The organism is Ruegeria sp. BC1 (genome assembly GCF_056539305.1).
Window position 1 is genome coordinate 503,204 of record NZ_JBQFUT010000002.1, and the last position, 21,695, is coordinate 524,898.

Here is a 21,695-nt window from a genome sequence, read left to right on the forward strand (position 1 = left end):
AAGTCTACGGATGTGAGACAAGGATCGAACACGCAACTTGCAGCCAGAAAAATACCACCGCCTGAATTATTCCAGCACGCACTGTTCCGATTTGTGGTGCAGAGGTTTCGAATGCTCAATGACCAAATCGGCTATCTCTGGTCGGCATGAACCACAGTTCGTTCCAGCCTGAAGGGCCTCTCCGATATCGTCCACGCTGATCAAAAGCTTGTCGTGAATGGCGCGGACAATCGTTCTTAGTCCGACTCCGAAGCACGAACAGACGATAGGTCCGCTGTCTTCAAATGATTCAGTTGAGCGGCCGGACAACACCTGGTGGAGCGCGTCGTCGGGCAAGGTTGCCAAGTAGTCTCGCATCAGTGTGATAGGTTGGCGGGAGACGAAGAGCATCGCCAGAATGCGCCGCCCCTCTGAGAGCGCGATTCTAAATGATCCACCCTTCGCATCTTCTACAGAGGTGGCCACTGCATCGTGTAATCCAAACCATTCTCGGGCAGTACTTTCCCAATTCTCGATGGCCTTTTTCCCGGCCAACTCCATCCTGTAGCCATTGGGCGTTCTGGCCGTCGCCCAATAGTCTGCTTTAGGCGAGGCGGCAGAAACTGAAACGGCGAAACCGTACCATGCGGCATTCATACGCCTTACAGACACCGCTGTTGACTTGCTTTCCGGTTGCCCGGAAATCGGATCAATTACACTTGGAATAAGCGCATCAACACGGGCTGATGGCGCAGTTTCACCCGTCCAGTGAATAGGCGCAAACACTTGGCCTGGCGCGACAGCTTCCGAGGTGCGAAGTCGAAAGATACCGCTTCCAATTGAACTGCTAAGTTCTACCAAATCTGCAGAGTTGAGACCAAGTTCATCAACGTCCTTGGGGTTAACGTCAACATAAGGTTCGGCAAGGTGGGCTGATAGACGAGGAGACAAACCGGACCGGGTCATAGTGTGCCACTGATCCCGATTTCGCCCCGTGTTCAACAGATACGGGTATTGTATGGACGTCACGGCCTCGGGTGGCCGGTGGCTGACAGGCACAAACCGCGCTTTGCCATCAGAGTGAAAAAATTGTCTATCTTCGAAGAAGCGCCCGTCTGAATTGCTCGATGTCGTCGGCCACCGAGTTGGACCAAGCGCTTCATAATCTTCGTCATCAATGTTCGAAAACCCTGAAATGTCCAAGTCTTTGCCAAATGACCCAGAAAGCGAAGTCATGTTAGCATATTCCCGGAAAATCTGCGCTGGCGTCTCATAGCTGAATGCTTCTGTCCAGCCCATGCGGCGCCCTACCTCGGCCAAGATTTCCCAGTCCGCGCGTGCTTGCCCCGGTGGTGCCAGAACGGCGCGTTGTCTGCTGATCGTGCGGTCTGAATTGGTTACTGTTCCGCTTTTTTCGCCCCAACCCGCAGCTGGCAGCAAAACGTCTGCGATGCGCGCTGTATCTGTCTGTGCAGTCAGGTCGCTTACCACTGTGAATGGGCAGTTTTTGATAGCTCCCCTCACTCTGTCCGCGTCTGGCATGCTGACCGCCGGATTGGTATGGATGACCCAAAGTGCTTTGATCTTGCCATCTTCGACAGCGCGGAACAGGTCAACTGCTTTGAGCCCCTGTTTCTGAGGTATCGTTGGTGCATTCCAAAAACTCTGGACGGCGGTTCGATGGTCTTCGTTTTCGATGTCCAGATGGCAAGCCAGCATATTGGCCAAGCCGCCCACCTCTCGACCGCCCATGGCGTTCGGCTGGCCGGTAACTGAGAACGGGCCCATCCCTACGCGCCCGATCCGACCTGTGGCCAGATGGCAATTGAGGATCGCATTGACTTTGTCGGTTCCGCTCGAGGATTGGTTCACGCCCTGACTGAAGATCGTAACAACCCGCTCGGTACCAATCCACAGATCGCAAAACGCCTCAATCTCATCAGGGCTAAGCCCAATCTCATCGGGATCGTCAAGCTGTGCCAATTCGAGAGCCTCAGCGAACCCAATGCTGTGATCCAGAAAATCCGCTGACACATGCCCAGTTTGGTGAATTTTGCTCAGCAAGCGGTTGAATAGCGCCACGTCGCTGCCCGGTCGCAGCGCCAGATGAAGGTCGGCCTGTTCGCAGGTGGCTGTTCGACGGGGATCAACAACCACAATTTTCGTACCACGAGCTTGGCGCGCTGCCATGATCCGCTGATAAAGAACCGGATGACACCAAGCGAGGTTCGATCCAACCAATACAACCAGATCGGCCTGATCCAGATCCTCGTAGGTTCCAGGCACCGTGTCCGTCCCGAATGCGCGTTTGTGCCCGGCAACGGTTGATGCCATGCAAAGCCGAGAATTTGTATCGATATTCGCCGAACCCATGAAGCCTTTCATAAGCTTGTTGGCGACGTAGTAATCCTCGGTCAGCAATTGGCCCGAGACGTAAAAGGCCACGCTGTCTGGCCCGTGTTCCTTAATCGCTGCAGAGAACTGATCGGCGACCAGTTGCAGCGCGTTGTCCCAGTAGGTGTCCTTGCCGAAGGCTCGCGGAGCCAGTAACCGGTGTTCAAGACCCACGGTTTCGCCCAAGGCTAAACCTTTTGAACACAGCCGACCGTGGTTCGCCGGATGCTCCGGGTCACCCCGAACGGCCAGCCCCCCGGCCCCATCAGGGCGCAGCAGTACTCCGCAACCAACCCCGCAATAAGCGCAGGTCGAGCGAACTTCGGGCAGGCCGGCACCGTCCATCAGGCAGCACTCCGGCGGGTCAGAACGCTACCGTCCAGCAGGATGCGCCCGTTTTCAAGGCGCACCGAATAAGTGGTTATGCGCCCATCATCTGCGCCTTGGGCTTCGCCGGTATTCAGATCAAAGACCCAGTTGTGCAGCGGACATGTCACGGATTGGCCGTGCACAATACCTTCGGATAGCGGGCCGCCACTGTGAGGGCAGCTGTTGGTGGCGGCAAAGACCTCAGCCTCGGCAGTGCGGAAGACGGCAATGCAACCGATGTGTGTTTTCACCAGGCGCGCGCCGCGTAAGGGAATTTCGTCGATATGTCCGATGTCAATCCAGCTCATTCCGCGGCCTCCAGTGTGAAATCTGCAATTGGCAAATAGGTCTGCGCTTTTTCCTGCGCGTGTTCTGCCCAAGGATCTTTGCGGTAGATACTTTGGGACAGTTCAAACCGTCGGACCAACGCGCTACGGTTTTCAAGATCGTCCACCACCTGTGCCTTGACCCAGTCCATGCCCACCTTGCCCAACCATTTGTACAGGCGGTCCAAGTATTTACCGCCTTCGCGATATGCCTGCGCAACGGCTATTACGACCTCGATGGCGTCCTGCTCGGTTGGAACCTGACACAACATTTCGGTTTCTTTCACATCCATACCTGCGGCCCCGCCGATGCTGATCTGATACCCCGAGTCCACACACACGACCCCAATATCCTTGCAGGTCGCCTCGGCACAGTTGCGGGGGCAACCGGACACGGCCAGCTTAAGTTTGTGCGGTGTCCACGATCCCCAAAGTATCTTTTCAATCTTGACGCCAAGCCCTGTGCTGTCTTGGGTCCCAAACCTGCAATGATCCGTGCCAACACAGGTTTTTACGGTGCGCAGACCTTTTGAATAGGCGTGCCCCGAAACCAGCCCAGCCTTGTTCAGATCCGACCAGATCGAGGGCAGATCCTCGCCCTTCACGCCCAGCAGGTCGATCCGTTGCCCGCCTGTGACCTTAACGGTTGGCACGTCATACTTGTCTGCGGCATCCGCAATTGCACGCAGTTCCTCAGGCGTGGTGATCCCGCCCCACATGCGCGGCACAACGCTAAACGTGCCGTCTTTTTGGATGTTGGCATGTTTGCGTTCGTTGACGAACCGGCTTTGCGGGTCATCCTGATACTCTAGTGGCCAGTCGGCCAGCAGGTAATAGTTGATCGCTGGGCGGCAGACATGGCAGCCGTTGGGCGTATTCCAGCCGAGCTCCTGCCAGACGGCAGCCTGACTTTTCAGTTCCTGCCCTTTGATCAGACGCCGCACATCTTCGTGCGTCAGGTCCGTGCAGCCACAGATCGGTTGAGCGGTCGGCATTTCGAAACCATCGCCCAAAGTGACCTGAAGCAATTGTTCGACCAATCGCGTGCATGTCCCGCACGAGGCACTGGCCTTGGTGCTTGTGCGCACCGTACCCAGATCGTTAGCCCCTGAACCGATCGCCTCAACAATCTCGCCCTTGCATACGCCGTTGCAGCCGCAAATCTCCGCCTCAGGCGGCAATGCTGCAACGGCTGAGAGAGGGTCCGCGGTATCGCCCCCCTGATAGGCAGGTCCGAAGATCAGCGTCTCGCGCATTTCGTCGATGTTGGTGCCATCCTTGATCAGGCCGAAGAACCAACTGCCATCTGCGGTGTCGCCATACATCACGGCGCCAATCAAGCGATCTTCTTCAATGACAAGGCGCTTGTAGACCCCGCGCGAGGGGTCGCGGAATACGATATCTTCGCGTCCCGGTCCGTCAGCGAAATCGCCCGCGCTGAACAGATCGCAACCCGTGACTTTCAGCTTGGTCGAGAGAGTTTTCTGCTCAAACGCAGCTTCCTCTTCCAAAAGAGCCTGCGCCGCCACTTTCGCCTGATCGTAAAGCGGTGCAACAAGGCCAAAGACCTCTCCGTCATGCTCTACGCATTCCCCCACCGCAAAGACATCCGGGTCCGATGTCAGCATCTGATCATCCACATGGACACCGCGCCCGGTAGCCAACCCTGCCTCTTGAGCCAACGCCGTATTGGGGCGGATACCGACAGCCATCACCAGCAGATCACAGGGTAGTTCGGTGCCGTCATCCAACAACAGAGCGCGGACCTTCCCATCGTGACCAAGGATCTCCTTAGAGTTCGCTTGCAGGCAGATCTTGATGCCCTTTTCCTCAAGCGATTTTTTCAAAAGATACCCGGCAGCTTCGTCCAGTTGGCGCTCCATCAGGTGACCCATGATGTGTACCACGGTGACGTCAACGCCATGCGCGGCCATGCCCGCCGCAGCTTCAAGCCCCAGCAAACCGCCGCCAATCACGACAACTTTGTTGTCCGGGCCCATGCCCATCATCTGCTGTGTGTCTTCCAGATCGCGATAGGCGATCACCCCTTCCAGATCATGCCCTGGCAGAGGGATAATAAACGGCTTCGACCCAGTCGCGATTACCAGCTTGTCGTAGGGTACATGCCCGTTTGCGCCTTCGACTACCTTCATTTCGCGGTCGATCTTTTCGACCTCTTCGCCAAAGCGGCAGGCGATGCCTCGTTCGGCATACCAGGCGTCGTCATGGGTGACGATCTCTTCATAGGTCTTTTCACCAGACAGCACTGGGCTGAGCATGATGCGGTTATAGTTCCCGCGCGGTTCTGTGTTGAACAAGGTGATGTCGAATTCTTCGGGTGCTACATCCGTCAGGTGCTCCAGCACTCGGCCCGAGGCCATGCCCGCGCCTATGACAACAAGTCTTTGCTTCATGGTTTCACTCCGCTGCAATCGCCTTTGGGGCAGGTGTTTTGGGCTTGGCGCCGTGTTCGTATTCTTCTAGGAAATCGAGAACTTCCTGCCGGTAAGCGTAGTAATCAGGATGTTCCAAAAGGGCCTTGCGTGTGCGTGGACGCGGCAGGTCGACATTGGTGATTTTGCCGATCGTGGCCTGCGGGCCATTGGTCATCATCACCACGCGGTCGGCTAACAGGATCGCCTCATCCACGTCATGGGTCACACAGATCGCGGTGACCTTGGTGCGGGACCAGACCTCCATCAGAACTTCTTGCAATTCCCAACGCGTAAGGCTGTCGAGCATCCCAAAGGGTTCGTCCAGCAGCAGGAGTTTGGGCGACAGGGCAAAAGCACGCGCAATGCCGACGCGCTGTTTCATACCGTTCGACAGATCAGAGGCGGACTTGTCCATCGCATCAGCCAGACCGACGCGTTCCAGATAGTATTCAACCACATCCTGACGCTCGGCCATGCTGGCCTTGGGGTAGACCTTGTCTACGCCAATCGCGACGTTCTCTTTGGCGCTCAGCCAAGGGAACAAATTGGGCGACTGGAACACCACGGCACGCTCGGGATCGGCCCCCTCGACGTGACGACCATCCAATTTGATCGCGCCTTTCGAAATGTCGTTCAGTCCTGCGGCCATGGTCAGAACCGTGGACTTGCCGCAGCCCGAGTGACCGATCAACGAGATGAACTCTCCCTTGTCGATCTTCAGATCAAAATCCTCGACCACGGTCAGCGGGCCTTTGGGCGTCGGGTACACCTTGTGCAACTGAGAGAAATCGAGGAAGCGATCTTCGATCATCCCCTTCTGAGCCTCTGCCACCGCAGTGGGCACACTATGGATTGGCATGACGTCAGGCAGGATGCGTGAACCTTCGACCTTGGCTTCGATCCCCACATCCATCAGGTATTTGGTGACGTCGGCACGCAGGTGTTTGAACGTCTCATCGTTGTTCATCGCCCCCCGGTCACGCGGGCGCGGGATCGACACGCGGAACTCCTGCCCCAGCGTGCCATCAGGGTTCAGAGTGATGATACGGTCGGCCAGAATGATAGCCTCGTCCACATCATTGGTTATCAGCACGCAGGTCTTTTTGTCGGCTTCCCAGATGTGCTCAATCTCGTCCGCCAGATTGGCGCGGGTCAGAGCGTCGAGCGCAGACAACGGTTCATCCAGCAACAAAACCTCAGGGTTCATCGATAGCGCGCGCGCCACGTTTACCCGCTGGCGCATACCACCTGACAGCTCGGCCGGGCGACGCGTGGCGGCGTGACTAAGCCCGACCATCTTAACGTAGTGTGCCACCTTCTCAGCTTTCTCAGCCTTGCTAAGACCCGGAAAAACCGTATTAACAGCCAGCTCAACATTGCCGCTGACCGTCAGCCACGGCATCAGCGAATAGTTCTGGAAGATCACGCCCCGCTCCGGCCCAGGCCCCTTGATCGGAGCGCCTTTGAACACGACCTCTCCGCTTGTCGGACTATCCAGCCCGGCCATCAGGTTTATCAGGGTTGTCTTGCCGGTGCCCGAGAAGCCGAGGATCACCAGAAACTCGCCCTCTTGCACGTCCAGATCGATGCCTTTCAGCACATCCGTACGCGCGGTGCCCTCACCAAAGGATTTCGAGGCGTTTTTGAAGCTTAAAATGCTCATCGCGCTCACCGGTTGTTCGTGAAGGTAAAAAGGGATTGCAGCGCGTACATCACCCGATCCAGCAGGAAGCCGATGAAGCCGATGGTAAAGACCGCAACCATAATCTTGGCCAAGGAACTGGACGAGCCGTTCTGGAACTCATCCCAGACGAATTTGCCCAGACCGGGGTTCTGCGCCAGCATTTCAGCCGCGATCAAGACCATCCAACCAACACCGAGCGACAGGCGCAGTCCGGTGAAGATCAGCGGCAGAGCCGAGGGCAGGACCAGTTTGGTAATCTTGGTATACGTGTTCATTTTCAGAACTTTAGCGACGTTTACCAAATCCTTGTCGATAGATGCCACGCCAAGCGAAGTGTTGATCAGAGTTGGCCACAGCGAGCACAGAGTCACGGTAATGGCTGAAATCAGGAAGGACTTGGCGAACCAGCCATCATTGGTGACGTAGATTGCTGAAACAATCATGGTCACGATGGGCAACCAAGCCAGCGGAGAGACCGGTTTGAAGATCTGGATCAGAGGGTTCAGAGCGGCATTGGCCGTCGGCGAAAGACCCGCCGCAATACCAAGCGGGACGGCAACAATGGTCGCTATCAGAAATCCGAAGAACACTGTTTTGATCGAGGTCCAGATTTGCTGGTAGTAAGATGGCGCGCCGGTATAGGCGACCTGCTTGACCTCATCCGCGCGACCCGCATCGATCAGCTTCTGGTTTCGCTTCTCAACCATGGCCTCGAATTTGGCACGCTTGGCAGCCTTGGCCTGTGCATCTTCGTTGAGGTTGACCATTTCAGACCAGACCTGGGCCGGTCCGGGAACCGCGCCCAGAGAGGTTTGCACTTTGGGGGCCAGTGTCGCCCACAGCAGCAGGAAGGCGCAGATCGACAACAGGGGAACAACCAGTAAACGCCAGATCTCGGTCATCTGGGTGCGGGGGTTGTCTCCAGCGGCGGCTTTCAGTACCGGGGTAGCCCAGCTAAGGCCCAGAACCTGAAACCACTTGTCGGCGGCATTGATGCGGGTGAATAGGCGAGCACGACGCTCCTCTCGGGCGGCGTCTGCGTTGAATTCGGGATCGACCGTTGTCATCTGATGTGTCCTTGCGATGGCGGGGCACTTTGGTGTCCGCGCCCGACGTAGGCCGGGCGCAACGTTTTCGGATTAGCCTTGTACGTCCGAGCCGACGATCTTTTGATCGCCTTTCAGACCGATGGACAGGCTTTCGAGATAGGCATTGGGGGTGCGGCCGTCATAGGCGATACCGTCGATGATGTCCTCGGCCGGGGTCGGGGCTTTGTAACCATCACTCTCCCAAGGGAAATCAGCCTCATTCGCCAGACCTTCATCGACCAGCAGGCGCGCTGCTGCCAGATAGATCTCGGGTTTGTAGACGGACTTGGCCACCTCGTCGTACCAGCCGTCCGGTTTGGCGTCCGCGATCTGACCCCAACGGCGCATCTGGGTCAGGTACCAAACAGCGTCCGAGTAGAACGGATAGGTCGCGTTGTACCGGAAGAACACGTTGAAATCGGGAACTTCGCGTTTGTCACCTTTTTCGTATTCGAACGTTCCGGTCATCGAGTTGGCAATGACGTCATAATCGGCGCCCACATATTCCGGACGGCTGAGGATTTCGACGGCCTCGGGACGGTTGGCGTTGTCATTTTCGTCCAACCACATCGCGGCACGGATCAGCGCTTTGGTCACGGCCAGCGTGGTGTTCGGATATTGTTCGGCGAACTCGGCATTCAGGCCAAAGACTTTTTCCGGGTTGTTCTTCCACAGCTCATAATCGGTGATGACTGGAACACCGATGCCCTTGAACACGGCCTGCTGGTTCCACGGCTCACCCACGCAATAGCCATAGATCGTTCCGGCCTCGAGCGTCGCAGGCATCTGCGGCGGAGGCGTCACCGACAGGAATACGTCCGCACCGATCTGGCCAGTCACATTTTCGGGGCTGTAGTAGCCCGGATGCAACCCGCCCGCCGCCAACCAATAGCGTAGCTCGTAATTGTGCGTCGAAACGGGGAAGACCATGCCCATGTTGAAGGGCTTGCCTTCGGACTTATATTTCTCAACGACCGGAGCCAATGCCTCAGCGCTGATTGGGTGTTGAGGGCGGCCGTCATCCATCACCGGGATGTTCGGCTTCATCTCTTCCCAGATTTCGTTGGATACAGTGATGCCGTTGCCGTTCAGGTCCATTGAAAATGGTGTGATGATATGTGCCTCGGTCCCGTAGCCGATTGTCGCGGCCAAAGGCTGTCCGGCCAGCATGTGCGCCCCGTCCAGCTGCCCGTCGATTACGCCGTCCAGCAGCACCTTCCAGTTGGCCTGCGCTTCGAGCGTGACGAAAAGACCCTCGTCCAGAAAGTACCCCTGCTCATAAGCGACAGCGAGCGGCGCCATATCGGTCAGTTTGATAAAGCCAAAGGTTAGTTCGTCTTTTTCCAGTTCCAGCTCAGCAACGGCCGGAGAAACAAGCGCAGTCGTGGCTACCAGGCTCAGAAGTAGCTTTTTCATCTCGATCCCTTTCGGTTCAGCCCAACCCCTTGGGCAAACAAAAAAAAGCCGCCGACACAGACCGCCGGGAGGAGATGGCGGTTGGTCGAGCGGCTTTGCTCTTTTAAGTGGCCCTAGATTTTGGGCGAATTCCATCGGTAAGCGTCGTTGCGTTCCGATGGGCTTATTAAGACAGCCACACGCCGAGGCGTCATCAGTTTTTGCAAAGTTGGCGTGGAATTTTCTGCGTCGCAGCAAAATTTAATGCTGCAGTGCAAAAAAATTGTGCACGATCACCTGGTCGGCTCGAAAATGCGCCGGTCGAAAAACACGTTTCTAGGTAGAATCAAACTGCCATTGGTTGACGCGACGGCGGTCGACTCTGGCAATGCACCTTCAAGTTTTTCGGATGCCCCTGGGGTCTCGGCCCCCAAACTATGTAACTCGCGGCGGTACAGATCGCTGCGAAACACTTTGGCCGCCTGACGTTCCGCAGTTCCAGTGCCCAACCCGTTTCGTATTGCGAGTTGATGCGCGACCCACTTGGCCTGACTACGCCAGGGAAATGTGGCGGCACCATCGAAGAACTCGACAAATCCCTCGACATGGCGCTGTTCTCCGTGCGCGGAAATTGTGAAGTCCCCCATAAGGGCGCGGTCGATCAACTCGGGAGAGACGTTCAGGTAAGCTTTGCGCGACAGGATATCAGACGCAGTTGTCCGGCTTTCCGGGTTAGAAAGCCAGCGCCCTGCATGCCAAACGGCCCGCATGAGACTGCCCAATAGGTGGGGTTCGGTCTCGGCCCAATCGTTTCTTACGGCCAAAACCTTCTCAGGAGCGCAAGTCCAGATCGCTCGTCCCGGAAGCAACAAAGCCCCAACTTTGTCGTCTACAATGAAAGAGCCCCACGGCTCGCCGACGCAAAACGCATCAATCTCTCCGCTCGCCATAGCCTGCGCCATCAAGGGCGGTGGAACGGTTCGAATTTCGACTTTTTTCGAAGCAAGTACAGTTCGCGCGATCCAATAACGCAACAATTCGACATGCATGGAAAATGGAAAGGGTACTCCGAAGACAAGAGCATCACCGGCAGCTTTGGCTAAGACATCACCCGCCGCTTCGGCATCCGCAAAATCGAATCCATGCCCCAAATCGCGCAGACTTTGCGCCAGCTTGGTGCTGACGCCAATCACGGTGCCATTCAAGGAAAGGACAGAAACGGCAGACAGGGGTGTCTCGATCCCGCCCAAACCCATGGCGATCGCTACGGGTACAGGAGAAAGCATATGGGCCGCATCGACACGACCAAATGCCAGCATATCGCGAAGTGATGACCAAGAGGGAGCTGGTTGTAGGTCTAGCGAGATGCCTTCAGAATGGTCAAATCCCATCTCGCGCGCAACGATCAATGGCGCTGCATCAACCAAGGGCATATAGCCCACTGGCAGGTTTACTGTTCTCATGATAGCAACCCCGACGCGGTTACTATGGCCTCCGCTACGTCGGCCACGCGCCGGTTCTGATTCATCGCGGTTTTACGCAGCAGGACATATGCCTCATCCTCCTGCAGGCCTTTTGCCTTCATAATTAAGCCCTTGGCCCGGTCGATCAACTTACGCTCTTCTAATGCGCGTCGCGTTTCTTCTAGTTCCACGCGCATCTGACGCAGCATCTGAAACCGTGCGATGGCGGTATCCATAACGGGCTTGATCCGGTCGGCCTGAAGGCCGTCTACAACATATGCAGACACGCCAGCCTCAACTGCTGCCTTTGCCAATCCGCCAGCTGCACCAGAAACAAACATCGCTACTGGACGTTCCAAAGGACCGGAAGCAACGGTCAATTCTTCCAACATGTCGCGCGAGGGATTGTCTATGTCGATCAGAACAATGTCTGGACGATGCGTCGCTATCTGACGTGCCAGCCCTGAAAAATTGCCAATCACAGCGACGTCCACATCGCCGGACTCCTTCAAGGCATCCACTATTTGGAATGCACGTTCTTTGTTCTGTTCAACCACAACGACAGTCAGGTGCTGTTTCATGACGGGTTTGTTGGACCCAAGCTTCATGGATCACAATTCCAACGTCACCAAAAACTGCATCAAGCTGCCACGATGCCCAATTTATCAGCTATTCTTTGAGTGAAGCGGAATGTCTGTACAATATTTCTACATGCCACCAAAGAAATTCGCTTTGAGTTCGATCAGGGGCACCTGCACATTCAATACCCGGGGCGCATTGCATTGTCAGATCCGTATGGCCTTTTGAGTGTGATAAAGGAATACTCGGGCAATACGTGATCCGTCGCGTTCGCCGCTCGAAGTTTGGAGGGTGCGTTAAATGTTTATTAGTATTGTTCGCCACGCGCTCGGTAGTAGCTTTCTGCGGTTAATAAGAATTCCCTTATTGGTCGCAGGCGTTTTGATAGCTGTTATGTCTCAACCACGCCCCACCAATGCTTGTACGGTGTGCATAACTCTTCCAGATGCGTCGCTTGCAGATCATCTGATTTCTGCAGACATAATTGTTCTGGCCGGACCCGCTCAAGATAACCCGTTCAGGTTTGCACCAAAGGAGTTGATCAAGGGTACGCCGCAGGACATTGAAAGACTGCCCGAGATTCCATTTCTGGTCGACAGCTTGACCCGTGCGACATACCGCAAAGATCCGGGCAGGCTTATTCTTTTTACTTACGGCGCCATAGACAAGGACGCGGCTGGGCGTAGCTTTTCGCGCAGCTGGAAAAGAATATTCACACTGACCCCGGATAGAGAAAAATTCCTGACAGATCTCGAATATGCAGCAACACGTTGGCCCATTGGCAGCACAACGCCGCCAGAACGCGTTGAGTTTTTTGCCAAGTATTTAAGCTCCAACGATCCTGTTCTGCGTGATACCGCTTTGATCGAGTTGGATCGAGCGCCGTATCAACATGTTAAAGCTTTGCGCCCAAAGGTCCCAACTGACCAGCTGATGCAAGAATTGCGCAACATCACCCGCATTAGCTTTGTTCCCGTATCAATTCGTCTTTTGGGCCTGCAAGCGCATGATGCAGAAGCCGTAGCAATCGTAAGGTCACGTTACCCGCAAGCTCTTCGCACTGGCCGTGGTTATATCTATGATTGGGCACTAGCTGGATTGGAGTTGGACGGATCGATGGCAGTGGAAACCATCCGTGCTGCTCTACGAAACACAACCCTGAACCTAGAAGACAGACAAAGCCTTATACGTGCATTAGCCGACGCTGGCACGGCGTCTCCAAACCTAAGAGATCCGATCATCGACATTTTTTCCAGAGCTTTGAACGAAGACAACGCGCTGGCTTTCAACATCGCGATTGCGGCGCGCGACTGGGGCGAAAATCGATTGGATCACCAATTCGAAACGATCCTGAAAAATGAAGAAACTGATCCGGCAACGCGGTTTGTCATTCAAACCAAGCTAGGCCCAATTGAGTAATGACCGGCGTTTTCGACCTGCGCCGACTATAATATTTATTAGACCTTCTTCCAAAATTTACCATTAGCCCGATCCAATTGAGGCCTGATACTGAGTGCAGCATAAGTCAAGTTCCGACCGCAATTACTGATCCGCTACAACAACTTACAGACTGCGGCCATTAATGGCGGTCCTTACCAAGCGGTGCTTAACCCGAGTAGTCTCAGTCAAGGCTGCGGGCAGCTTACGCTTTAGCGCAGTTTTTCCTTCAGCTTGTAGTACATCATCCCCACTGCGATTGCCTGACTGCCAAGCGACCGGGTGAAAGGCAGCTGCATATGACGCACATTCTCGTAGATCAGGTATTCGGTGAGATTGCCGGTGATGGCTTCGGCCATGATCTCTCCTAGAATATGGGTCAACGCAATGCCGTGGCCGGAGTAGCCCTGAACATAGAAGACATTCTCGCCGATTTTTCCAACCTGTGGGATACGGTTCAGAACGATACCGTCGATACCCGACCAATTGAACTCGATCTCAGCTCCTTTGAGGCGCGGAAAGGTTCGCTCCATCGCAGGTCGCAATTCCGCACCGATATCCTTACTGTCACGGCCCGAATAATTAGTGCCGCCACCGAACATCAGCCGGTGGTCCGCCGTGCACCGGTAATAATCCAGAATGAAGCGGCAATCATACACTGCAAGGTTGTATGGGTTGATTTTGCGCGCCACGTCCTCGCCCAGTTTTGCCGTGGCCATGTTGCCCAGTGAGGCCGGGAACATCTTTCCGCCTACGCTTTTCTGTTCAAGAAAATGGTAGGCGTTGCCCGCAATCAGAACTCGATCCGCCGTTACACGTCCGTGCTCTGTAACCAGAGCTGGGCGCGGACCGTGTTCAATCTTCAGAACATGTGAGTTCTCAAATACCCGTGCGCCCAGGGATTCAGCGGCGCGCGCCTCACCGACGCACAAATCCATCGAATGCAAGTGCATATTGCGGCGATTTAACAATCCACCACAGTAAATGTCAGTCTCTAGATAGGTTGGGATGTCCCGACCCTCTATTAACTCCAGATCGTCCTCCATGCCGCGTTCATGCCCTGCGTCATGGATCGCCTTCAACTCCTCCATATGTGAAGATTTCATCGCGGTTTGCAGGTGGCCAAAACTCAGATCACACTTGATTGCATATTTTTCGATCCGGTTTTTTATGATGTCATGGCCACGCCAACGGGTTTGCCAGACGACCTTTTCGGCTTCTAATCCTACCGCGCGGGAAAACTCGCGGATCATTGCGGTGTCGCCCGACAAACTACCGGTCACCTGCCCCCCATTGCGCCCCGTGGCCCCCCAACCGATCTTATTGGCCTCAAGCAGAGCAACGGTTTTGCCCCGTTCTGCCAGCTCAACGGCCGTGGCTACACCACTGAAACCTCCACCAATGATGGCGACGTCAACGTCCAGGTTTTCGACCAGCTGCGCAAAGCCGTTTGTGTCACGGGCAGTTGCTGCGTAGTAAGAGTTCACGTGCATCGGATTTTCCATTTTTGATCAAATTATATCAAACGCCAATGCTTGTGCAAGCGCTTGACTTCGGCCTCAAGAAGCAAGCTAATATTATTATATATTTGCTTAACCATCCTCGCGACAAACGTCTTTTCCAGCTGAAAGGATTTTTTCTGTAGGCGCTATATGATCAAATTAGTGCAACGAAGTACAGCACCTTAAAACTTCGATCGAGATTGACGGATTTGCGCGCGCCTGCGTGTTTTGACCTCAACTCAATCCTGAGCAGATTAATAGATGGAGGCGGTGAACCGGGGTTTGAAATGTCATGCGACCGAGACGGCAGGCATTAGCAGTGCCGCTGCGGTCTAATAACGGCTAGGTGCCGTGGCCCAGATTATTTGTTTTGCCTGCACTCCCGACCATGAAAAACTCACTCGTCAGGGCTTAGCTCGGATAACAGACTGTTCGTCGTTTTCAGCCAGCGATCATGGGTGCTGGCCAAGTCGGAAAACCAGTTTATTATGTATTGGGAATACCAAGGTGGGAATTTTGCGGCAGGTATCGCTGAAATAGCCAAAGGCCCAAAAACTCAGGAATAGTGGACATTTTCCAGCCCCTCTCTAGTGCCCCTCGCCCAACAGGCAGTTGGCAATGGTCAATGACGGAAGAGGTGTTCCTTACGGATTGAAATGGTGGCTACTGCTTTATTCCAACGACACCCACAGGACTTGCGCGTCTTCTTCGCTGGTGGACACACATCCATGCCCCATGCCGCTATCGTAATAGAGTGAGTCTCCGGCCTTCATGGGTAGTGGGCGGTAATGTTCAGAAATAAATATCAATTCGCCGCTCAAAACATACATGAACTCTTCACCCGAGTGGCGAATCCATGGATCGAATTCTGAAATGTCACGGGCCCGGATCGTCGCCACATAGGGCAACATTCGCTTACTGGTCAGGTCCGAACACAACAACTCGTGCAGATACGTCGCGGTTTCCCGAAACTCCCCCCCTCCTTTTGGCGTAAAATCGCGCCGACCGGCGATACCCGATTGACCGGACTGCATGAACAGCTGAGGTGGCTTCAGATCCAGCGCTTGCGTCAACCTCCGAACAATCTCGAAACTGGGCTTAGTCTGGTTGTTTTCAATCTTCGACAATGTGGAACGACCGATTCCCGCTGCACGCCCAGCTTCCTCCAAAGTCCAGCCTTTTTCCCGGCGCGCTGCGCGGATTGAGCGACCCAGGGCAGCACCTTCATCGCTTTCTTCCGGTTCTGAAACGTCATTCTGGCTGTCGTCAGTCATTTTTTTCACCTTGGTTTTCTGAAGGTTACTAAATTCCAATATTCGGCGCAACTTTACTCACAGAAATTTTTGTTGCTTCAAGAGGAATTTTTCCACTATAGGAAACTTGTGTTTCGGACCGAGGATTCGATTGCGGAGGAAAAGACCATGTTCAAAACGTCACTGACAGAGGCAGATCCAGTCATTGCAGCGTCGATCGGCCGCGAGGGCAACCGCCAGGCCGATCAGATCGAGCTGATCGCATCTGAGAACATCGTCTCACAGGCTGTGATTGACGCGCAGGGTTCGGTACTTACCAACAAATACGCCGAAGGTTATCCAGGTCGCCGTTACTATGGCGGGTGTGAGTATGTGGACGAGGTCGAAGTCGAGGCCATCGAACGTCTGAAGAAGCTCTTCGGCTGTGAATACGCGAACGTACAACCGCATTCCGGCGCGCAAGCCAACGGTGCGGTCAAGCTGGCGCTGCTCAGCCCCGGTGACACTATTCTCGGCATGTCTCTGGACGCTGGCGGCCACTTGACCCATGGCGCGAAACCCGCTCAATCCGGCAAATGGTTCCGCCCTATTCAATACGGTCTGACTGATGCGGGCTTGATCGACTATGATCAGGTCGAAGCACTGGCCAAAGCCGAAAAGCCAAAGCTGATCATTGCCGGGGCGTCGGCCTATTCGCAGAAGATCGACTTTGCCCGTTTCCGCGCCATTGCCGACGAAGTGGGCGCTTGGCTGCTGGCTGATATGGCACATATCGCCGGGCTGGTCGCCACCGGCCTGCACCCTTCGCCTATCGGTCACGCTCATGTTGTCACATCGACCACGCACAAGACCCTGCGTGGCCCGCGCGGCGGCATCATCATGACCAACGATGAAACGCTGGCGAAAAAGATCAACTCGGCTGTGTTCCCCGGCCTTCAGGGCGGCCCCCTGATGCACGTCATTGCAGGCAAAGCAGTGGCATTTGGTGAAGCGCTGAAGCCCGAGTTCAAAGAGTACATGCAACGCGTTGTCGACAGCGCCTCGGCTCTGGCCAACGTGATGATGGCGCGCGGTTGTGACATCGTTTCGGGCGGCACTGAAAACCACCTGATGCTAGTTGATCTGCGCCCGATTGGCGTAACTGGAAAAGACGCCGAAGCCGCGTTGGAACGCGCTGGTTTCACCTGCAACAAGAACAGCGTCCCAGGCGATCCGGAAAAACCCACAGTCACAAGCGGTATCCGCCTTGGCACAGCCGCCGGGTGCAGCCGTGGATTTGGCCCGGATGAGTTCAAGCAGATCGGTCATCTGATCGGTGATGTGCTGGACGCGCTAGCGCAGAACCCTGACGGAGACGAAACCGTCGAGAAAGAGACCCGCGCCAAAGTCCACGCCCTGTGCGCAAGCCACCCGATTTACTGAAAGAACACGAAATGACCTACGACCTCATTGTCATCGGTGGTGGACCGGGCGGCTATGTCGCCGCTATCCGCGCGGCTCAACTGGGCATGAACGTGGCTTGCGTCGAAGGGCGCGGGGCGCTTGGCGGAACCTGTCTTAATGTTGGGTGCATCCCCTCCAAGGCGTTGCTGACCTCCTCGGCCAAATATGCCGAACTTGCACATCTCTCCTCCCACGGCATTGCGGTTGAGGGGGCCAGCATCGACGTGCCCGCGATGATGGGACGCAAGGACAAGATCGTAGGTGACCTGACCAAGGGCATCGCGTTTCTGTTCAAGAAAAACGGCGTGGACCTGATTGAAGGCTGGGCCAGCATTCCTGCCGCCGGACAGATCAAAGTGGGCGAAGACGTCCATGAAGCCAAGAACATCCTGATCGCGACCGGCTCGGAACCGACCCCGCTGCCAGGGATCGAGATTGATGAGCGCGACATCCTCAGTTCCACCGGCGCGATTGCATTGGACACCGTACCGGAACATCTGGTGGTGGTCGGTGCCGGTGTGATCGGTCTGGAACTGGGACAGGTCTGGGCGCGTCTGGGCGCCAAGGTCACCGTGGTTGAATATCTGGACCGCGTTCTGCCCGGCATCGACGGCGAGATTGCCAAGCTGGCGCAGCGCGCTCTGTCTAAGCGCGGCCTGAAATTCCAGCTGGGCCGTGCGCTGAAATCGGTTGAGAAAACAGATGCGGGCCTGACCCTGACGATGGATCGTGTCGGCAAGGACAAAGAAGAAGTGATAGAGGCCGACAAGGTTCTGATCGCCGTTGGTCGCCGACCTGTGATCCGCGGTCTTGGATTGGAAGACTTGGGCGTTGCCGTAAACCAACGTGGGTTCATCGAAGTGGACGGCTCGTTCCAGACCTCAGTTCCTGGCATCTATGCCATCGGAGACTGTGTTCCCGGCCCGATGCTCGCCCACAAGGCCGAGGAAGACGGCGTTGCCTGCGTCGAACTGCTGGCAGGTGAGACCGGTCATGTCGATTACAATACCGTACCGGGTGTCGTGTATACGGACCCCGAAGTCGCCTCGGTTGGTTTGACGGAAGAAGCTCTCAAAGACGCTGGCACCGAATATGCGGTTGGCAAGTTCGCTTTCATGGCCAACTCACGCGCTCGCTCCACTGGCGAGACAGACGGTGCGGTCAAGGTACTATCTGATACTAATGGTAAAATTCTTGGTGCGCATATCTGTGGCGCCCATGGTGGCGATTTGATTGCCGAGCTGGTTCTCGCTATGACTAAAGGTGCAACTGTCGCCGAAGTCGCTGCCACCTGTCATGCGCACCCGGCCATGGGGGAGGCGGTCAAAGAGGCCTGCCTGGACGCCATGGGCCGAGCAATTCACGCCTGAACCGGAGCAGCCAGATGACCATCCAGCTTCGCCCTCGCCACCCGGAAAAGGCCAAAAAGGCCGATAGTGTCATCCCGCGCAAGCCGAAATGGATTCGCAAGAAAAAGGTCGAAGGGCCTGATTATTACGAAACCCGCCGCCTGATGCGCGACCACAATCTGGCGACGGTGTGCGAAGAGGCTGCCTGCCCCAATATCGGCGAATGCTGGTCCAAACGTCACGCGACCATGATGATCATGGGTGAGATCTGCACGCGGGGCTGTTCCTTCTGCAATGTGGCGACAGGCCGCCCGGATGCGCTGGACGTGTTCGAACCCGGACGCGTTGCTGCGGCCGTCAAGAAGCTGGGCCTGCGCCATGTGGTAGTCACCTCAGTCGACCGGGATGATCTAGCCGATGGCGGAGCCGAGCATATCGCCCAGACTATCCGTGCCGTGCGGCACCAGAACTCCGACACTACGGTCGAGGTTCTGACCCCGGACTTTCTCGGCAAGGGCAATGCGGCTGATGTTGTGTTCGAGGCCGCCCCGGATGTGTTCAACCACAATCTGGAGACTGTCCCGCATCTTTATCCTACGGTCCGCCCCGGTGCGCGGTACTATGCGTCCCTGCGCCTGCTGGATGACGCCAAACGCGCCAACCCCGAGATTTTCACCAAATCCGGCCTGATGGTCGGGCTTGGTGAAACCCTGAATGACGTGCGTCAGGTGATGGACGACCTGCGCGCCGCCAACGTCGATTTTCTGACCGTCGGGCAATACCTGCAACCGACGCCGAAACACCACCCGATAGATCGTTTCTGGTCACCGGAAGAGTTTGCCCAACTAGAGCAAGTCGCGCGCTCCAAGGGCTTTTTGCACGTGTCAGCCACACCGCTGACCCGTTCGTCGTTCCACGCGGACGAAGACTTTGCCGCCCTCAAGCAGGCCCGCCAACGGGCTTTGGCAACCGGGGCATAACCTAACGCAAATGGGAGGGAAACCATGGAAGCGTTAAATTCAATCGTAGGGGCCATAAATGGCGTCGTGTGGGGGCCGCTGATGCTGGTTCTCATCCTTGGCGTCGGCTTCTTCCTGCAAGTCGGCCTGAAATTCATGCCGATCCTGCGCATCGGCACGGGTTTCAGCCTGCTGTTCAAAGGCCGTGAAGGTCAGGGTGAAGGGCAGATCAGCCCCTTTAACGCGCTGATGACTTCGCTGTCGGCAACCATCGGTACGGGGAACATCGCCGGTGTGGCCACTGCTGTCTTCCTGGGCGGTCCGGGCGCCTTGTTCTGGATGTGGATGACCGCCCTGGTGGGCATGGCCACCAAATATGCCGAAGCTGTCTGCGCGGTGAAATACCGTGAAAAGGACGAGCTGGGCAACTACGTCGGCGGCCCGATGTACTACATCAAGAACGGCCTTGGCGCGAAATGGGCCTGGCTGGGCGTTGCATTTGCTCTGTTTGGCGCAATCGCGGCCTTCGGCATCGGCAACGGTGTTCAGGCCAATGGTGTTGCACAGGTTCTGGAATCGAACTTCGGTGTGAACACTTCGGTCACCGGCGTTGTGCTGATGGTTCTGACCGCAGCTGTTATCCTTGGTGGGATCACTCGCATCGGTGCGGTCGCCGGTAAACTGGTTCCGTTCATGGCGATTGCCTACATCATCGCTGGTCTACTGGTTCTGCTGATCAACATCGGCAACATCGGTCACGCACTGTCGCTGGTCTTCACCTACGCGTTCACCCCCTCGGCTGCCGAAGGTGGTTTCGCCGGTGCAGCCGTTTGGGCCGCCATCCGCTTTGGTGTGGCACGTGGCGTATTCTCGAACGAGGCCGGTCTGGGTTCGGCTCCGATCGCGCACGCAGCGGCCGAGACCAAAGGTCCGGTTAACCAGGGTCTGATCGCGATGCTGGGTACATTCATCGACACCATCATCGTCTGCTCGATCACGGGTCTGGCGATCATCTCGTCGGGCGCATGGACCTCGGGCGAGTCGGGTGCGGCACTGACCTCGCTGGCCTTTGCAAACTCGCTGCCGGGCGGTGGTCACCTAATCGCAATCGCTCTGTCGATCTTTGCCTTCACCACCATCCTCGGCTGGTCCTTCTATGGCGAGAAATGCGTCGAGTTCTTGCTGGGCGTCAAATCCCTGATGCCGTACCGCGTTTTGTGGATTGTTGCGATCTACTTCGGTGCGACTGCGGATCTGGGCTTCATCTGGCTGCTGGCGGATACGCTGAACGCCATGATGGCAATCCCGAACCTGATCGCACTGGCCCTGCTGAGCCCGATCGTCTTCAAGCTGACGAAAGAGTTCTTCGCCTCGGGCGGCCAGTCCGAAGAGCCGGGAAGTACACCTGCCGAATAAACTCGGTTCAAAGAAAAACGGGGGGGGCCACCCGGCCCCCCACCTTTGAAACAGAATTCTTAATCTCGAGGAGAGGCGTGATGGCCACGAAAATCCTGCTGCCTATCGATCACACTGACGACCACTCGTGGAAACTGGCTCTGCCGGTCGCACTGGAACAGGCGAAATTCTACGGTGCCGAATTGCATGCTGTTGCCGTCATCCCCGAGATCATCCAGCTGCCGAACCTGCCCGCCAACTATGGCGCAGGCGCCAAGGAACACGTGCGCAACGCGGTTCAGGCCATTTTGGATCACGGCAATGCTTCGGATGTGGCAATCCACATCGAAGAAGGTAGCGTCTACCGCGAAATCCTAAAGCTCGCCTACAAGGACGGCTTCGACATGATCGTCATGGCATCGACCAAGGGCGATTTCCCAAATTATGAGATTGGCCCGAACCTGGCCCGCGTCGTGCGCAATGCGCATTGCACCGTCATGGTCGTTCGTGACCAGTCCCGCTGAATGAAAGGTTGAAACGATGACTTCACCGAAACGCACTCCGTTGTATGACTTGCACGTTGAGTTGGGTGGCAAGATGGTTGATTTTGCTGGGTGGGAGATGCCTGTTCAGTATCCGCTGGGG

Annotated in this window: 16 protein-coding genes; 6 read left to right on the forward strand and 10 right to left on the reverse strand. The window is 56.0% G+C overall.

Features of this window, described 5'->3' with window-relative positions:
- Positions 1 to 66: 66 nt before the first annotated feature.
- The 8 genes from ACR0IY_RS08155 to ACR0IY_RS08190 all read right to left on the reverse strand — a co-directional run bounded on the left by ACR0IY_RS08155 (position 67) and on the right by ACR0IY_RS08190 (position 11,714).
- A complete protein-coding gene (locus tag ACR0IY_RS08155; RefSeq protein WP_480672055.1) occupies positions 67 to 2,718 on the reverse strand; it encodes a molybdopterin-dependent oxidoreductase in 2,652 nt (883 codons plus the stop codon).
- Entirely contained in the window at positions 2,718 to 3,050 is a 333-nt protein-coding gene (nirD, locus tag ACR0IY_RS08160) for a nitrite reductase small subunit NirD (RefSeq protein WP_480672057.1), read from the reverse strand. Before nirD ends, ACR0IY_RS08155 begins: the two co-directional genes overlap by 1 nt.
- Positions 3,047 to 5,482, reverse strand: a complete 2,436-nt coding sequence (gene nirB, locus ACR0IY_RS08165) for a nitrite reductase large subunit NirB (protein WP_480672058.1) — start codon at positions 5,480 to 5,482, stop codon at positions 3,047 to 3,049. The genes nirD and nirB overlap by 4 nt, the downstream gene beginning before the upstream one ends.
- A gap of 4 nt (positions 5,483 to 5,486) precedes the next feature.
- A complete protein-coding gene (locus tag ACR0IY_RS08170; protein WP_480672060.1) occupies positions 5,487 to 7,166 on the reverse strand; it encodes an ABC transporter ATP-binding protein in 1,680 nt (559 codons plus the stop codon).
- Positions 7,167 to 7,171: 5 nt separating this feature from the next.
- Positions 7,172 to 8,254: an ABC transporter permease gene (locus ACR0IY_RS08175; protein WP_480672062.1), complete on the reverse strand. Its 1,083-nt coding sequence runs from the start codon at positions 8,252 to 8,254 to the stop codon at positions 7,172 to 7,174.
- Positions 8,255 to 8,326: 72 nt separating this feature from the next.
- The gene (locus ACR0IY_RS08180) at positions 8,327 to 9,691 is read right to left on the reverse strand and encodes a CmpA/NrtA family ABC transporter substrate-binding protein (RefSeq protein WP_480672064.1); all 1,365 of its coding nucleotides are present in this window, start codon (positions 9,689 to 9,691) and stop codon (positions 8,327 to 8,329) included.
- A 272-nt stretch (positions 9,692 to 9,963) separates the two neighbouring features.
- Positions 9,964 to 11,133 (reverse strand): CmpA/NrtA family ABC transporter substrate-binding protein, encoded by a 1,170-nt coding sequence (locus ACR0IY_RS08185; RefSeq protein WP_480672066.1) that lies wholly within the window; start codon positions 11,131 to 11,133, stop codon positions 9,964 to 9,966.
- A complete protein-coding gene (locus ACR0IY_RS08190) occupies positions 11,130 to 11,714 on the reverse strand; it encodes an ANTAR domain-containing response regulator (protein ID WP_480672106.1) in 585 nt (194 codons plus the stop codon). Before ACR0IY_RS08190 ends, ACR0IY_RS08185 begins: the two co-directional genes overlap by 4 nt.
- Positions 11,715 to 12,012: 298 nt before the next feature.
- Between ACR0IY_RS08190 and ACR0IY_RS08195 the strand changes: the two genes are divergently transcribed.
- Positions 12,013 to 13,131, forward strand: coding sequence for a hypothetical protein (locus ACR0IY_RS08195; protein WP_480672068.1), 1,119 nt, complete (start codon positions 12,013 to 12,015; stop codon positions 13,129 to 13,131).
- Between the two features lie 230 nt (positions 13,132 to 13,361).
- On the opposite strand, the gene ACR0IY_RS08200 is transcribed toward ACR0IY_RS08195, so the two are convergent.
- Both ACR0IY_RS08200 and ACR0IY_RS08205 read right to left on the reverse strand, forming a co-directional pair.
- Complete coding sequence (locus tag ACR0IY_RS08200) at positions 13,362 to 14,642, reverse strand: NAD(P)/FAD-dependent oxidoreductase (protein WP_480672069.1); 1,281 nt, start codon at positions 14,640 to 14,642, stop codon at positions 13,362 to 13,364.
- A gap of 680 nt (positions 14,643 to 15,322) precedes the next feature.
- Positions 15,323 to 15,925, reverse strand: a complete 603-nt coding sequence (locus ACR0IY_RS08205; RefSeq protein ID WP_480672071.1) for a helix-turn-helix domain-containing protein — start codon at positions 15,923 to 15,925, stop codon at positions 15,323 to 15,325.
- Positions 15,926 to 16,072: 147 nt separating this feature from the next.
- Between ACR0IY_RS08205 and glyA the strand changes: the two genes are divergently transcribed.
- The 5 genes from glyA (at position 16,073) to ACR0IY_RS08230 (ending at position 21,574) form a co-directional block, all read left to right on the forward strand.
- Complete coding sequence (gene glyA, locus ACR0IY_RS08210; RefSeq protein ID WP_480672073.1) at positions 16,073 to 17,326, forward strand: serine hydroxymethyltransferase; 1,254 nt, start codon at positions 16,073 to 16,075, stop codon at positions 17,324 to 17,326.
- 11 nt (positions 17,327 to 17,337) lie between these two features.
- Positions 17,338 to 18,717: a dihydrolipoyl dehydrogenase gene (gene lpdA, locus ACR0IY_RS08215; protein WP_480672075.1), complete on the forward strand. Its 1,380-nt coding sequence runs from the start codon at positions 17,338 to 17,340 to the stop codon at positions 18,715 to 18,717.
- A gap of 14 nt (positions 18,718 to 18,731) precedes the next feature.
- On the forward strand, positions 18,732 to 19,676 hold the full coding sequence (gene lipA / locus ACR0IY_RS08220; RefSeq protein WP_480672077.1) for a lipoyl synthase: 945 nt from the start codon (positions 18,732 to 18,734) through the stop codon (positions 19,674 to 19,676).
- A 24-nt stretch (positions 19,677 to 19,700) separates the two neighbouring features.
- Entirely contained in the window at positions 19,701 to 21,071 is a 1,371-nt protein-coding gene (locus ACR0IY_RS08225) for an alanine/glycine:cation symporter family protein (protein ID WP_480672079.1), read from the forward strand.
- Between the two features lie 80 nt (positions 21,072 to 21,151).
- Complete coding sequence (locus tag ACR0IY_RS08230) at positions 21,152 to 21,574, forward strand: universal stress protein (RefSeq protein WP_480672081.1); 423 nt, start codon at positions 21,152 to 21,154, stop codon at positions 21,572 to 21,574.
- Positions 21,575 to 21,695 lie beyond the last annotated feature (121 nt).

What these genes read in the sequence shown, in the direction of transcription:
- ACR0IY_RS08155 (WP_480672055.1), bottom strand. Translation starts at nt 2,718, where the DNA reads ATGGACGGTGCCGGCCTGCCCGAAGTTCGCTCGACCTGCGCTTATTGC.
- nirD (WP_480672057.1), bottom strand. Translation starts at nt 3,050, where the DNA reads ATGAGCTGGATTGACATCGGACATATCGACGAAATTCCCTTACGCGGC.
- nirB (WP_480672058.1), bottom strand. Translation starts at nt 5,482, where the DNA reads ATGAAGCAAAGACTTGTTGTCATAGGCGCGGGCATGGCCTCGGGCCGA.
- ACR0IY_RS08170 (WP_480672060.1), bottom strand. Translation starts at nt 7,166, where the DNA reads ATGAGCATTTTAAGCTTCAAAAACGCCTCGAAATCCTTTGGTGAGGGC.
- ACR0IY_RS08175 (WP_480672062.1), bottom strand. Translation starts at nt 8,254, where the DNA reads ATGACAACGGTCGATCCCGAATTCAACGCAGACGCCGCCCGAGAGGAG.
- ACR0IY_RS08180 (WP_480672064.1), bottom strand. Translation starts at nt 9,691, where the DNA reads ATGAAAAAGCTACTTCTGAGCCTGGTAGCCACGACTGCGCTTGTTTCT.
- ACR0IY_RS08185 (WP_480672066.1), bottom strand. Translation starts at nt 11,133, where the DNA reads ATGAGAACAGTAAACCTGCCAGTGGGCTATATGCCCTTGGTTGATGCA.
- ACR0IY_RS08190 (WP_480672106.1), bottom strand. Translation starts at nt 11,714, where the DNA reads ATGAAACAGCACCTGACTGTCGTTGTGGTTGAACAGAACAAAGAACGT.
- ACR0IY_RS08195 (WP_480672068.1), top strand. Translation starts at nt 12,013, where the DNA reads ATGTTTATTAGTATTGTTCGCCACGCGCTCGGTAGTAGCTTTCTGCGG.
- ACR0IY_RS08200 (WP_480672069.1), bottom strand. Translation starts at nt 14,642, where the DNA reads ATGCACGTGAACTCTTACTACGCAGCAACTGCCCGTGACACAAACGGC.
- ACR0IY_RS08205 (WP_480672071.1), bottom strand. Translation starts at nt 15,925, where the DNA reads ATGACTGACGACAGCCAGAATGACGTTTCAGAACCGGAAGAAAGCGAT.
- glyA (WP_480672073.1), top strand. Translation starts at nt 16,073, where the DNA reads ATGTTCAAAACGTCACTGACAGAGGCAGATCCAGTCATTGCAGCGTCG.
- lpdA (WP_480672075.1), top strand. Translation starts at nt 17,338, where the DNA reads ATGACCTACGACCTCATTGTCATCGGTGGTGGACCGGGCGGCTATGTC.
- lipA (WP_480672077.1), top strand. Translation starts at nt 18,732, where the DNA reads ATGACCATCCAGCTTCGCCCTCGCCACCCGGAAAAGGCCAAAAAGGCC.
- ACR0IY_RS08225 (WP_480672079.1), top strand. Translation starts at nt 19,701, where the DNA reads ATGGAAGCGTTAAATTCAATCGTAGGGGCCATAAATGGCGTCGTGTGG.
- ACR0IY_RS08230 (WP_480672081.1), top strand. Translation starts at nt 21,152, where the DNA reads ATGGCCACGAAAATCCTGCTGCCTATCGATCACACTGACGACCACTCG.